This is a genomic window from Paenibacillus sacheonensis (assembly GCF_009909195.1).
GTDB lineage: Bacteria > Bacillota > Bacilli > Paenibacillales > Paenibacillaceae > Paenibacillus_Z > Paenibacillus_Z sacheonensis.
Map to the genome: position 1 here is coordinate 26158 of NZ_JAAAMU010000014.1, position 13843 is coordinate 40000.

Genomic DNA, 13843 nt, shown 5'->3' on the forward strand with positions numbered 1-13843 from the left:
CACGCCAGGCCAGCAGTCATGCCGGCAGCTTGCAGCCCCTGCTAGCAGCCCCTGCCGTGCGAGTCGCAGCTATTCCGACAATTCGTCGAGCGTTTTGCTGAAGCTCGGCGCCATCTCGGTCAGAAACCAGTCGACCTCCTGCATGCCGAGGGCGGCGAGCTTGAGCTCCGTCTGTCCTTTGGCCACGGCGAACTCGCGGTTGCCGGAGGACAGCTCGGATAAACATTTCATATACGCATCGAGCAGGTCGGCCGCCTTCACCATCTTGAGCAGCTCGTCCTGTTCGGCGTCCGTCCCCGAGCCGATGATGAGCGGCTCGTAGGCGTCGCGCAGCGGCTCCGGCACCATGCCGAGCAGCCGCTCCGCTGCCATCGCTTCGATCTCGCGGAAATTCGCGAGCATCTTGGGATTGTGATGCTTGACCGGCGTCGGGATGTCGCCGGTGAATACCTCGGCGGCGTCGTGGAACAAGGCCATCGACGCCGCGCGGTCGGCATCGAGCGACCGTCCGAATAGGCGGTTGCCGATCTCGCACAGCATATGCGCGAGCAGCGCGACATGATAGGAATGCTCGGCGACCGATTCGCGGGTCGTATTGCGCATGAGGCTCCAGCGCTCGATGTAGCGCAGGCGGTACATATAAGCCGTGAAATGACTGTCCATATGGCGCGATGTTCCTTTCCTGCAGGAAACAGGAGGCGGCCGCGGACCGCAAAAGCAGCGTGCCCGCCCAGTTCCGATGTGGTATGATATATTATAGTGATTATCATATAAGATTATATAGGGAATGCCGAAGATCTACTAGAGAGAGGAGCCATGTCTGACTCATGCAGCATTTTGAACAAAGCGTATACGACCTCATTGTTGAAACTTCAACCAACCTTCCAGGTGATGTCCGGAAGGTTATTCAAGCGGCGCAGGAGGCGGAAGACCGCGCGACGCGCGCGGGCATGTCGCTCTCGACGATCGCCACGAATATCGAAATGGCGGAGAACAACGTGTCTCCGATCTGTCAGGATACGGGCATGCCGACCTTCGTCGTGCATACGCCCGTAGGCGCGAACCAAATCGTCATGAAACAGCAGATTCGCTCCGCGATCGCGCGCGCGACCAAGGACGGCAAGCTGCGCACGAACTCCGTCGATTCGTTGACGGGCGCCAACACGGGCGATAACCTCGGACCGGGAACGCCGGTCATTCATTTCGAGCAATGGGAGAAGGACGACATCGACGTTCGCCTGATTCTCAAAGGCGGCGGCTGCGAGAACAAAAACATTCAATACAGCCTGCCGATGGAAATTCCGGGACTCGGCAAAGCCGGCCGCGATCTCGACGGCATCCGCAAATGCATCATGCATGCCGTCTACCAGGCCCAAGGCCAAGGCTGCAGCGCCGGCTTCATCGGCGTCGGCATCGGCGGCGACCGGACGACGGGTTACGAGCTGGCGAAGCAGCAGCTGTTCCGGCACACGGATGACGCGAACGCCATTCCGGAGCTGCAGCAGCTCGAAGAGTACGTCATGGAGAATGCCAACAAGCTCGGCATCGGAACGATGGGCTTCGGCGGCGCGGTCACGCTGCTCGGCTGTAAAATCGGCGTCATGAACCGTCTCCCTGCGAGCTACTTCGTCTCGGTCGCTTACAACTGCTGGGCGTACCGCCGTCAAGGCGTGCTGTTGAACGCGGAGAGCGGCGAGATCCGATCGTGGATTTATCCGGGCGGTTCCGACACGCCGATGAAGAACAATGCGGCGGACGAAGCGGCTGAAGCGGTGACAGAGCGCGCGGAGCGCCGCGAGGTTGTCCTGAACACGCCGCTGTCCGAAGCTGACGTACGCAGCCTGAAGGTCGGCGACATCGTCATCATCAACGGCGAAATGCATACGGGCCGCGACGCGATCCACCACCATCTGATGGATCACGACGCGCCGATCGATCTGAACGGCTCCGTCATCTACCACTGCGGACCGGTCATGCTCAAGGACGAAGCGGGCTGGCATGTCAAAGCGGCCGGACCGACGACAAGCGCCCGGGAAGAGCCTTACCAAGGCGACATCATCAAGAAATTCGGCATCCGCGCCGTCATCGGCAAAGGCGGCATGGGGGCCAAGACGCTGGCCGCGCTGCAGGATCATGGCGCGGTCTACCTGAATGCGATCGGCGGCGCCGCGCAATATTACGCGGAATGCTTCAAGAACGTCAACGGCGTCGACTTCATGGAATTCGGCATTCCCGAAGCGATGTGGCATCTGAAGACGGAAGGCTTCGCCGCCGTCGTGACGATGGATTCGCACGGCAACAGTCTCCATGCGGACGTCGACAAGGATTCCTTCGCGAAGCTCGAGCAGTTCAAAGCGCCGGTGTTTAAATAGCCCATGTAGAAACAGATGCGGAAAGGATGTCTTATGCGCAGCTTCGGACTTGCCTTTAACGCCAGATTTGAACAATGGATGTTTCTTATTATCCCCGGATCACTCGTCCTGGGATTCTTTTTTTCTTCGCGGCTGCAGAGCCTGGTGCCCGCCGTGCCCTATCTGTTCGCTTACGTGACGCTGACGATGGCCATCGGCTGCGGACTCGCCCAACTGCGCGAGGTATTGCGCAGGCCGGGCGTCCTGGTCCTGACCTTTGTTATCGCGCACGTGCTGTCGCCAATTATTGCCTACGGCATCGGCACGCTGTTCTTCGGCGCGGACTCGCCTTACGTCGTCGGCCTTGTCCTGTTCACGATTATTCCGCTCGGCGTCTCCACGGTGCTGTGGGTCGGCATGTCGGGCGGCAGCATTCCGCTCATGCTTGCGATGGTCGTCATCGATTCCGCGCTCAGTCCGATCGTCGTTCCCGGAGGGGTCCACCTGCTGTTCCATCAGGAGATTCAGACGAATACGGGACAAATGATCAACGATCTGCTGCTCATCATCGTGGTCCCGACGATAATCGGCGTCGTCTTGTACGAGCTGTCCAAAGGGCGCATACAAGCGGCGGTTAAGCCGTTTGCGGCGCCTCTCTCGAAGCTCTGCTTCGTGGGCGTCGTCATGCTGAACGCGGCGGCCATCGCGCCTTACACGGAGCAGCTGCAGGGCGATCTGCTGAAGCTGATCCCGCTTTCGCTCGTCATGGTGGGCCTTTGCTACGCGGTCGGCTACTTCGGTACCATGCGTTACCGGGACCGGGAACTGCAGGTGACGGTGTCGTATGCGACGGGGATGCGCAACATATCGCTCGGGATCGTAATCGCCATGGCGTATTTCAGCCCGCTGACGGCGGTTCCGGTCGTGCTGTCCATCCTGATTCAACAGCCGCTGGCAACGGTGCACCATTATGTTTTACAAAAGCTTCATAATTCGACGGCTGGCGCAGAAGGCTAAGTGGATATACGATGGTCATTGACGGAAAAGGCCTGGAGGTTGAGAAGAACGATGAGCAGCTTTCGCGTGCGGCTCACGCTGATTCTGATCGGGATGATCGGACTCGCGGTGCTGGCCGCCGGATTATTCATGGGCAAGACATACAGGGACAACCATCTGGAAGCTCTTCAGGACAACATGGTGCGGGAGATGAAGGTCATCCTGGACGGCATGGACTGGAAGCAGGGCGATCCGAACGAGCTGTTCGGCTACTACACGGAGGAAGCGAAGCATCTGAAGTCGATTACGGATACCCGAGTGACGTTCGTCCGCGGCGACGGGGTCGTACTTGGCGATTCCGATCACGATCCTGTTACGATGGACAATCATTCCACCCGGAAGGAAATCGTCCAGGCGAAGAAGGAAGGCGTCGGCCGGACGACCCGCTACAGCGACACGATCAAGCAAAACCTGCTGTACGTCGCCATGCTCGTCCATCCTTCCGATCCGAATTCGGACATCATCCGGCTGGCGCTCAGCCTGAAGAAGGCGGACGAGAGCGTGCAGCGGATTTGGGCGGCGCTCCTCATGGGACTGGTCGTGCTGTTCGCGGTCGCGGCGCTGATCAGTTATCGGGTCGCGCTTGGCTTGACGCGGCCGCTGGAGCAAATCACGCGGGTTTCCAAACGGATCAAAAATCTGGATTATCGCGCCAGGGTCGCCGTGAAGAGCAACGACGAGATCGGCGAGCTCGGCTTGGCGATCAATGCGATGGCGGATAGCCTGCAGGACCAAATGGCCCGCATACATCAGAACGAAAGCCAGCTGGCGTCCGTGCTCGATAATATGATCAACGGCGTCGTCATGATCGATGCGAAAGGAACGATCGTCCTGCTTAACCGGATGGCCGAGGAAGTGCTTGGCTTCTCCGCGCGCGAGTTGGTCGGCCATCATTACGCTTCGGCGAAGCAGCAGTACGAGCTGTCCAAAATCATCCAGGAGGCCATGGAGCGCAGGGAGCATCTGCGCGACGAGGTGACGTTTTATTTTCCGGAGGAGCGTCTGCTGGACCTCAATCTCGTCCCGATTATCGAGGATAACGACGAATTCGGCGGCGTCCTGCTCGTCCTGCAGGACGTAACGGCGATCCGCAGGCTGGAACGGATGCGAAGCGAGTTCGTCGCGAACGTCTCGCATGAATTAAAGACGCCGATCACGGCGGTGAAAGGCTTCGCCGAGACCTTGCTCGGCGGCGCGGTCGACGATCCGGAGACGGCCCGTTCATTCCTGCAAATCATTTATGATGAAAGCGACCGGCTGAACCGACTCATCGGCGATATCCTCGAACTGTCGAAGATCGAGTCGCGCAGAGTGCCGCTGCAGTTTTCGCCGATCGAGCTCTCGTCGTTCGTGGGCAAGACGCTGGAGCTCATGAGCGCGGAAGCCGTGCGCAAGCAGATTCGCATATCGGCGAAGGTGGAGCCGGGTCTCTACGTGGAGGCCGACGAGGATCGTCTGCGTCAGATTATCATGAATTTGCTGGGAAACGGCATCGCCTATACGTCGGAAGGCGGCAGCGTGTCGATCGCCGTGGAGCCCGTGCATGAACCGAACGCGGTGCTGGACGAAGACGGCTTAGAGAATTATGAACATATTCGCATTTATATTTCCGATACGGGTATGGGCATTCCTAAGAAGGACCTGCCGCGCATCTTCGAACGCTTCTACCGTGTCGATAAGGCGAGATCCCGGAGCTCCGGCGGGACGGGACTTGGTCTCTCCATCGTCAAGCATTTGGTCGAGCTGCACAAAGGCACGATTACCGTTGAAAGCAAGTTGGGCGTCGGGTCGACCTTCATGATCGAGCTTCCCGTTCTTCAATAGCGGAGGAAGCCGATCCGGCAGGCGCTGCCCTCGTCCGAAGCCGTCCGGCAGGGGGTTACCCTTTGCCGGAAACAATGCTATGATAGTGTAAAGAAACGTGAAGACCATGCTGCAAGAAAACAGCGTGGCAGCCGGGGGGTCAACATGACGCAAAAAGTGTTGGTCATTGAGGACGAGCCGACATTGGCAAGATTGCTTTCGTACAACCTGTCTCAGGAAGGGTACGACACGACCGTGATCGATCACGGCGCCGAGGGGCTGCAAGTGGCGCTGCAGCGCTCGTTTGACCTAATTATTCTCGATATTATGCTGCCCGGAATGAACGGGTTTGAAATTTTGTCCCGTCTGCGCCAGAACGGCAACCGGACGCCCGTCATCGTGCTGACGGCCCGCAATGCCGAAGAGGAAGTCGTGCAGGGACTGAAACGGGGAGCGGACGATTACATGACGAAGCCGTTCGGCGTAGCCGAACTGCTCGCCCGCGTATCGGCCGTGCTGCGCCGCACGGGTCAAGATGACGGCAAGCTGACGGAATCGACGGACAAGGTCATAACGGCCGGGGATCTCTCGATCTATCCGGAGCGGTACGAGGTTATTCTGAACGGCGAGACGGTGCCGTTGCGACCGAAGGAGTTCGAAGTGCTGCTGTACCTCGTGCAGCGTCCAGGCATGGTTATCACGCGCGACGATCTCATGAACGTCGTCTGGGGCTTCGATTACATCGGCGGCCAACGGACGGTCGACGTGCATGTCAGCTCGCTGCGAAAAAAGCTGGAGCTCGGACAGCAGTCGGTCGAGATCGAATCGATACGCGGCGTCGGCTACAAGCTCGTCATGCCCAAGAAGCTCGGATCATCGAACGGATGATTCGGGCTTTTTTGTTTTGCTTGACGCGACAGCTGGAAATGGTACATTTTTCTATGTACATATTAACGGAGGTGTTTTGGACATGATTACCTATGGATGGTGCAGAGGCATCGAAGACGCGGAATTATTGAAACGGCTGGGATACGACTATATGGAATGCACGGTGGTCTCGCTGCAAGTGGAGAATGCCGATGCTCATCGCGAAGCGCTGTCCATCTACTTGGAGAGTCCGCTGCCTGTAAGCGCATTCAGCGTTTTCTTCCCCGGCGATATTAAACTGATCGGACCCGAGAGGGACACAGAGCGCACGAGAAGGTACATTCACGCCGCCGCGGAAGCGATGCACCGGATCGGAGCGAAGACCGTGGTGCTTGGCAGCGGACGTTCGCGGAACGTGCCGGAGGGCTGGGAGCGCGCAAGAGGCGAGGAAGAGATGCTGCATACGCTGGAATGGATCGCGGGGGATTTCGGCGGGGCAGGGCTGACGCTGGCCATCGAGCCGCTGAACAAGAAGGAATGCAACTTCATCAACAGCGTCGACGATGCCGTCGCGATCGCGAAGCAGATTAACCATCCCGCCGTCCGCGTGTTGGCCGATTTCTATCACATGGAAGAAGAAAACGAAGCGCTGGATACGCTGACGAGAAACAAGGACTGGCTCGCGCACATCCATCTCGCGGACACGGGAAGATTGGCGCCTGGTACGGGTTCGTATCCTTACGCGGAATTCGCCGCTCGATTGAAGGCGGCCGGTTACCAAGGCATGATCTCGGCTGAATGCGGCGTGGGCGATGTCGAGAAAGAGCTGACGGAAAGCCTGGCGTTCATGAAGCGGACGTTCGGTTAGACATACGGATAGCCAGGCATGCGCAGGAATGGCTGGCAAGAGCAGGCAGGGACTGGCAGGGAGCTGAGAGAACCCCGCTGAGGCCGCCGTGCTAAGCCCGGTTCCACTCCAGCATTTTCTTCTGGAACTGCTTGGGCGAACAATCGTTGTATTTCTTGAACATTTTGTAGAAATGCGCCATGTTCGGCATGCCGATCCGGTCGCCGACCTCGGAGATGCTGAGATCCTTCGTGAGCAGGATCCGTTCCGCCCATTTGATTTTGCGGTAATTGACGTATTCGGTGAAGGACAGGCCGATCGCTTTTTTGAAAAATTTCACGAAGTAGTAGTAGCTCATATTGGCGAGCTTCGACACTTCTTCGACTTGGATACGGTCGGTTAGATGCTCCTCCACGTAATCGATGACGCCGCGCAGGCGCGCGCGGTCGAAGTCCTCGTGATCGGCCAGGACGCGCTTCTCGTCGTTGCGGATGAGCAGGAGAAGCAGCTTCTTGATCAGCATGCTGACGGCGAGCTCGTAGCCGTTCTGCTTGACGGTGACCTCTTCGAGGACGGACTGGATGCAAGCCGCGGCATCGGCGCGCGCCGCCTCGTTCTCTTGGAAGATATAGTTCGCGCGGCTAAGCGGGTTCTTGGTCTCCGAGAAGAACCGCATGTACGGCATGGAGCTTTGGTCGATAAAGTGTTCCAGGTCGAACTGCAGCACGATGTAATTCAGCGGGCTGCTCAGACTGCGGTCGCGATGCAACTGCCTGGATCCGATGAGGGCGATGTCGCCGCTTTGGAGACGAACGACTTCGTCCTCGATATTTACGTCAAGCTCGCCGTGCAGGACGAGCAGCAATTCGATTTCCCGATGATAGTGCCAATTGATGAACAAGTCGTTGTTACGCATGGACTGATTCACTTTGATTGACAATAGAGGGTTTTCATAAACGACCTTCTCGTTGTAAAATTCCACGGGATCATCCCTTCGACAGCAAAATCACATAAAAGCAGGCCATTAAAGCGCCTATATTTTTCGGTAGGGCTTGCACTATACTTAGTTCTAGTGTGCAGCTCATTGAAGTCTTGGCATGCGGCTTTCGACATGTTTCGAATGTCCGGCCAGTCCGACGTGAATGCGCGTACTACAAATTATATCATTTCCCGACTTATGGAGGTAGAAATTTAATGGCAAAGGCACGCGTAGGTATTATCGGCTGCGGCGGTATCGCGAACGGCAAACATCTTCCAAGCTTGTCCCAAGTGAAAGAAGCTGAAATCGTAGCATTCTGCGATATCATCGTCGAGAAAGCAGAGCAAGCGAAAGCGAAATACGGCACTGAAGAAGCGAAAGTATACGCTGACTATAAAGAACTTCTCCAAGACAAAACGATCGACGTGATCCACGTTTGCACGCCAAACGATTCCCACGCGGTTATTTCCATCGACGCGCTGGAAGCCGGCAAACACGTACTTTGCGAGAAGCCAATGGCTAAAACGGCCGCAGACGCTCGCAAAATGCTTGAAGTCGCAAAACGCACGGGCAAAAAACTCAGCATCGGCTACAACAACCGTTACCGCGCTGACAGCCGCTACCTGAAAGAAGTTTGCCAATCCGGCGAGCTTGGCGAAATCTATTTCGCGAAAGCGCACGCCATCCGTCGTCGCGCCGTTCCGACTTGGGGCGTATTCCTGGACGAAGAAAAACAAGGCGGCGGCCCGCTTATCGATATCGGCACGCACGCGCTTGACCTCGTTCTGTGGATGATGGACAACTACGAGCCGGCTGTCGTGCTTGGCCGCGCATACCACAAGCTGTCCCAAACCGAGAATGCAGCAAACGCATGGGGTCCTTGGGATCCGGCGAAATTCACGGTCGAAGATTCCGCGTTCGCGATGATCACGATGAAAAACGGCGCAACCGTTATCCTCGAATCCAGCTGGGCGCTGAACTCCCTTGAAGTCGACGAAGCTAAAGTATCCCTGAGCGGTACGAAAGCCGGCGCCGACATGAAAGACGGCCTTCGCATCAACGGCGAGCAAAACAGCCGTCTGTACGTGAAGAACGTCGAGCTGAACAGCGGCGGCGTTGCCTTCTACGAAGGCGCTAGCGAGACTGCCGAAGTACTTGAAGCAGCATGGTGGATCGATGCCGTACTGAACGACAAAGAAACGTTCGTGAAACCGGAGCAAGCGCTCGTCGTTTCCGAAATTCTTGAAGCGATCTACGAATCGTCCAGCACGGGCAAAGCGGTTTACTTCGAATAGAACATCGCGGCATAGCCGCTCAAGAGCCCAAGGCGTTAGCGCCTTGGGCTTTTTGTCGCCTTGATGGATAGATGCAGCGCAGCTTTCCTGACATCGACCTGCGATTACATGAGCAGGGAGTCGAACGAGAAGCGCAATGTTAGCTGATTTAACGCTTGCGGAGGGATTGTGGACGAGGTAACATGGAGACATGAGTTTAATAGTCAGAAAATTGAATTAATTTATTCCATGCTGTTAAGAAGGCTGACATCATTGGACGTGCGGGAGGCGCGAATATTTCGGGCGGTCATGCACGAAGCGAATTATGATGGCCAATTCCGTATTCGATACTGCTGAAGCCGATGCCGACGTATACATCTAGTATGAACGGTATTTTACCGAAGGAGTGAGGGCGCTCGAAACCGAACGGATCGGAGCCCGTTTCGGCGGTAACCTTCATGGAGGCGGCGCATGTGCCAGGATCATTGAATAATTGAAAGACTCTTAAAAGGGGCTGATCGTTTGTTGGACTTCACTCCGGAGCGCAGCGACCTGCTGGATAAGGACAGACGGCATCTGTGGCACAGCATGCTGCCGTATAACGCGGCCAGCCCGCCGATGATCGTCACGGAAGGTGCCGGATCATGGATCACGGACATCGACGGCAACCGATATCTCGACGGGATGTCGGGACTATGGTGCGTGAATGCCGGCTACGGCCGGAAAGAGCTTGCGGAAGCGGCGTATGCGCAGCTGCTCGCGCTTCCGTATTATCCGCTGTCCCAAAGCCACGTGCCGGGGATCCGGCTCGCGGAGAAATTGAGCGAGTGGCTGGAAGACGAATACGTCGTCTTCTTCTCGAACAGCGGTTCCGAGGCAAACGAGGCCGCCTTCAAGATCGCCCGGCAGTATCAGCAGCAGCACGGCGAGCCGGGCAGGCACAAGCTCGTCTCCAGGTATCGCGCGTACCATGGCGGATCCGCCGGCGCGCTGTCGGCGACGGGGCAGGCGCAGCGGAAGCTGAAATACGAGCCGCTTGGCGGCGGCTTCCTGCACGTGCGTCCGCCGGACAGCTACCGTCGACCGGACGGAATGACGGAGGAGCAGTTCAATCTGCTGTGCGCGCAGGATCTGGAGGACGCGATCATATGGGAGGCTGCCGAGTCGGTCGCCGCGGTCATTATGGAGCCGGTCATTACGGGCGGCGGGATTCTCGTGCCGCAGCAGCGTTACCTTGACCGCGTGCAGGAAATCTGCGCCCGTCATGGCGTGCTCTTGATCATCGACGAAGTCATCTGCGGCTTTGGACGTTCCGGCCGCAAATTCGGTCATCACAACTTCGGGTTAAAGCCCGACATCGTCACGATGGCCAAAGGGCTGACCAGCGGCTATCTGCCCTTATCGGCGACGGCCGTGCGCAGGTCGATCTACGAACGGTTCGGAAGCCAGGGCGATTACGGTCATTTCCGCCATGTGAACACGTTCGGCGGCAACCCGGCGGCTTGCGCGCTGGCGCTGAAGAACCTGGAGATCATCGAGCGCGAAGGTCTGGTGGAGCGCGCCCGCATACTCGGCGAGCGGCTGCATGCGGAGATGCGCACCCTGCTCGCGCATCCGCTGGTCGGCGATATCCGCAGCTTCGGCTTCCTGCTCGGCATCGAGCTCGTCGCGGATAAGGCGACGAAGCAGCCGGCATCCGCGGAGACGGTGAAAGGCATTATCGGGCAATGCAAAAGCCGCGGCTTGATTATCGGGCGCAACGGCGATACCGTCGCAGGCTTCAACAACGTGCTTACTTTCTGCCCGCCTTTGTCTTCCACGGACGAGGATGTGACGTTTATCTGCGAGACGTTCAAGGAAGTGATGAACAATCAGCTGGAAGGAACGCCTGTGGCATAGCCGTATCCGGGGCGAGTTCAGTCGGGAGGAGGCAAGAACGATGCAGCAGCATGCACTGACGATTAACGAGAAGCGGATGGATCATAGAATCGCGCAGCTTGCCGCGATCGGCAAGATCAGCGAAACGGGCGTCTGCCGGCTGGCGCTGTCGCCGGAAGACCGCGAAGCGGCAGAGCTCGTGAAGGGCTGGATGGAGGAAGCGGGGATGGCGGTCCGCATCGACGCCTTCGGCAACCTGATCGGCCGCATCGAAGGCGAGGATGCCGACGCTCCGTCCTTGATGCTCGGCTCCCATATCGATACGCAGCCGTACGCCGGCCGCTTCGACGGGATTATCGGCGTGCTCGGCGCGATCGAAGTGGTCCAGACGTTCGCCGAGCGCGGCCTTGTGCCGGCCGTGCCTGTCGAGGCGGCCGCGTTCTGCGACGAGGAAGGCTGCCGGTTCAATAAGGGCTTGTTCGGTTCGCGAGGCCTGATCGGCCGGCTGGAAGCGGGCGAGCTGGAACGGGCCGACAAGAACGGCGTGACGCGCAGGGAGGCATTGTTGGCGTTCGGCGGCGATCCGGAGCGGTTCGCGGAATCGCAATATCCGCCGGGACGCGTCGGCGCTTTCCTGGAGCTGCACATCGAGCAGGGACCGGTGCTGGAATCGCTGGGGCGGCCCGTCGGCATCGTAACGGGCATATCCGGTCCTCTATGGTGGACGGTCGACCTGTACGGCTTCGCCGGACATGCCGGCTCCGTGCCGATGCCGATGCGCCGGGATGCCTTGGCCGGGGCGGCGCGCATCATCGTCGGCTTGCAGGAGCTGGCGTCCGGCGAGCCGGGAGCGCCGACGGTGGGGACGGTCGGTTCGCTGCGCGTCTTTCCCGATTCGCGGAACATCATTCCGGAGCAGGTGCAGTTCACGGTCGACCTGCGCGATATCGACCTGGCGCGCAGGGACGCGCTGGAGGCGAAGCTTCGCGCGCTGATCGTTTCGGCTGCCGAGGCGAACGGTCTCACCGCGGAGATCCGGGAAGATACCAACAGCGAGCCGCGGTATTGCGCCGAAACGATCGTGGAAACGATTCGCGGGGCGGCGAAGGAGATGTCCCTGGACGTCCCCGAGCTGATGAGCGGGCCGTTCCATGATGCGCTCGCGATGTCCTATTATTGCGATTACGGGATGATTTTCGTCCGCTGCAAGGAAGGCATCAGCCATAATCCGAAGGAGTACTCGAGCCCGGAAGATATCGCGCTCGGAACGGAGCTCCTGTATCGGACGGCGCTGAAATTGTGCGGGGCATCCTCATCGGCAACGGATTCAAAGGCAGCGCCATTATCGTTTCAGGCGGGAGGCGGACAGCAGGATGGACCATGAACGAACGACCATGAGGCTGACGCGCGAGGCATTCGCGGCGAATTTCGCGGAGACGGAACAGGGCTTGACCCGGCGGTCCGCCATGGAGGAGTCCAACCGGTGCCTGTATTGCTACGATGCGCCCTGCATCAAAGCCTGTCCGACCGGCATTAACGTGCCGTCCTTCATCAAGCGGATCGCCACGGATAACTTGAAGGGCGCGGCCGCCGCGATCATGGACGCGAATCCCGTTGGCGCCAGCTGCTCGCGCGTCTGTCCGACGGAAGAATTGTGCGAAGGCGCCTGCGTATTGAACGATGCCTCCGAGCCGATCCGGATCGGCTTGCTGCAGCGCTACGCGACGGACTGGGCGATCAACGGCGGCGCCACGCTGTTTCAAGCAGGCGTATCGAACGGGCGGAGAACGGCGGTCATCGGCGGCGGCCCGGCTGGTCTATCGGCCGCGCGGGAGCTGGCAAGGTCGGGATTTGCGGTGACGGTCTTCGAAGCGAAACCGCTCGCCGGCGGGCTCGATACGTACGGCATCGTCTCGTTTCGGCTGCCGCAGCATGTATCGCTGTGGGAGGTCGAGCAGGTTCGGAAGCTCGGCGTCGATATCCGAACGGGAGTCAGCGTCGGCAGCGATATCGCCGTCTCGGAGCTGATCGAGCAATACGACGCCGTCGTGCTGGCTGTCGGCATGGGTCAAGTTCCGAGCCTCGGCATCGAAGGCGAAGCGCTCGAGGGCGTATACGATGCGATTCGGTTCGTGGAAGCGACGAAGACCGGCGAGCTGCCTCTGCCGTTAAAGGGCGCGCGGGTGGCGGTAATCGGAGCGGGCAATACGGCAATCGATGCGGCGACCTGCTCGGTGCGCCTCGGCGCGGATAACGTAAAGATGGTGTACCGGCGAACGAAGGACGAAATGACGGCGTACGCGTTCGAATACGAATTCGCCAAGCGGGACGGCGTGGAATTCAGCTGGCTGACCGCTCCCGTTCGCATCGTAGGCAACGCCGACGGTAAAGTGACGCATCTGGAATGCGTCCGCATGGCGCTGACAGGCGACGTCGGAAAGGACGGCCGGGCATTGACGATGCCTGTCGAGGGCTCCGAGTTTCTGCTGCCCGTCGATGCCGTCATCCTCGCGATCGGTCAGTCCCGGCGCCTCGAGCTGATCGAGCAGCTCGGCATCACGCATAACCGCGGCGTCGTCATCGTCGACGAGGAGACGCGGCGAACGTCGCATCCGATGATCTACGCGGCCGGCGATGTCGCATTCGGAGCCGGGCAGGGCGAAGCGATGGTCGTATCGGCCGCGGAGCAGGGGAAACGGGCGGCGCGCGCGATCGAGCGGCATTTTGCCGCAAAGCCGCGTTCGGAGGCAATCTGACGAGGGCTTCGAGCTTAGGTCTGACGATGGCG

Annotated in this window: 11 protein-coding genes; 9 read left to right on the top strand and 2 right to left on the bottom strand. The window is 59.0% G+C overall.

From position 1 onward, the window contains the following. Nucleotides 1-69: 69 nt before the first annotated feature. Nucleotides 70-663 (bottom strand): 5'-deoxynucleotidase, encoded by a 594-nt coding sequence (yfbR, locus tag GT003_RS22630; RefSeq protein WP_161702137.1) that lies wholly within the window; start codon nt 661-663, stop codon nt 70-72. 164 nt (nt 664-827) lie between these two features. Here yfbR and GT003_RS22635 point away from each other — a divergent pair, with 164 nt between their 5' ends. From GT003_RS22635 to GT003_RS22655, 5 genes are all read left to right on the top strand, one after another. After that, nucleotides 828-2372 carry a fumarate hydratase gene (locus tag GT003_RS22635; protein WP_161702139.1) on the top strand — a complete coding sequence of 515 codons (1545 nt, stop codon included), beginning with the start codon at nt 828-830 and terminating at the stop codon, nt 2370-2372. A 33-nt stretch (nt 2373-2405) separates the two neighbouring features. Further along, on the top strand, nt 2406-3368 hold the full coding sequence (locus tag GT003_RS22640) for a bile acid:sodium symporter family protein (RefSeq protein WP_161702141.1): 963 nt from the start codon (nt 2406-2408) through the stop codon (nt 3366-3368). A 51-nt stretch (nt 3369-3419) separates the two neighbouring features. After that, nucleotides 3420-5231 carry a two-component system histidine kinase PnpS gene (pnpS, locus tag GT003_RS22645; protein WP_161702143.1) on the top strand — a complete coding sequence of 604 codons (1812 nt, stop codon included), beginning with the start codon at nt 3420-3422 and terminating at the stop codon, nt 5229-5231. A gap of 144 nt (nt 5232-5375) precedes the next feature. After that, nucleotides 5376-6098, top strand: coding sequence for a response regulator transcription factor (locus GT003_RS22650; protein WP_161702145.1), 723 nt, complete (start codon nt 5376-5378; stop codon nt 6096-6098). Between the two features lie 82 nt (nt 6099-6180). Continuing rightward, nucleotides 6181-6945: a sugar phosphate isomerase/epimerase family protein gene (locus GT003_RS22655; protein WP_161702147.1), complete on the top strand. Its 765-nt coding sequence runs from the start codon at nt 6181-6183 to the stop codon at nt 6943-6945. A gap of 91 nt (nt 6946-7036) precedes the next feature. Here GT003_RS22655 and GT003_RS22660 read toward each other — a convergent pair whose 3' ends face one another. Continuing rightward, nucleotides 7037-7840 carry an AraC family transcriptional regulator gene (locus tag GT003_RS22660; RefSeq protein WP_170312312.1) on the bottom strand — a complete coding sequence of 268 codons (804 nt, stop codon included), beginning with the start codon at nt 7838-7840 and terminating at the stop codon, nt 7037-7039. 278 nt (nt 7841-8118) lie between these two features. Here GT003_RS22660 and GT003_RS22665 point away from each other — a divergent pair, with 278 nt between their 5' ends. The 4 genes from GT003_RS22665 (at nt 8119) to GT003_RS22680 (ending at nt 13811) form a co-directional block, all read left to right on the top strand. After that, on the top strand, nt 8119-9198 hold the full coding sequence (locus GT003_RS22665; protein ID WP_161702151.1) for a Gfo/Idh/MocA family protein: 1080 nt from the start codon (nt 8119-8121) through the stop codon (nt 9196-9198). Nucleotides 9199-9765: 567 nt separating this feature from the next. Then, nucleotides 9766-11076, top strand: a complete 1311-nt coding sequence (locus GT003_RS22670; RefSeq protein WP_239566071.1) for an aspartate aminotransferase family protein — start codon at nt 9766-9768, stop codon at nt 11074-11076. Nucleotides 11077-11116: 40 nt separating this feature from the next. After that, a complete protein-coding gene (locus GT003_RS22675; protein ID WP_161702153.1) occupies nt 11117-12439 on the top strand; it encodes a M20 family metallo-hydrolase in 1323 nt (440 codons plus the stop codon). Further along, nucleotides 12429-13811, top strand: coding sequence for an NAD(P)-dependent oxidoreductase (locus GT003_RS22680; protein ID WP_239566063.1), 1383 nt, complete (start codon nt 12429-12431; stop codon nt 13809-13811). Before GT003_RS22675 ends, GT003_RS22680 begins: the two co-directional genes overlap by 11 nt. Nucleotides 13812-13843: the final 32 nt, after the last annotated feature.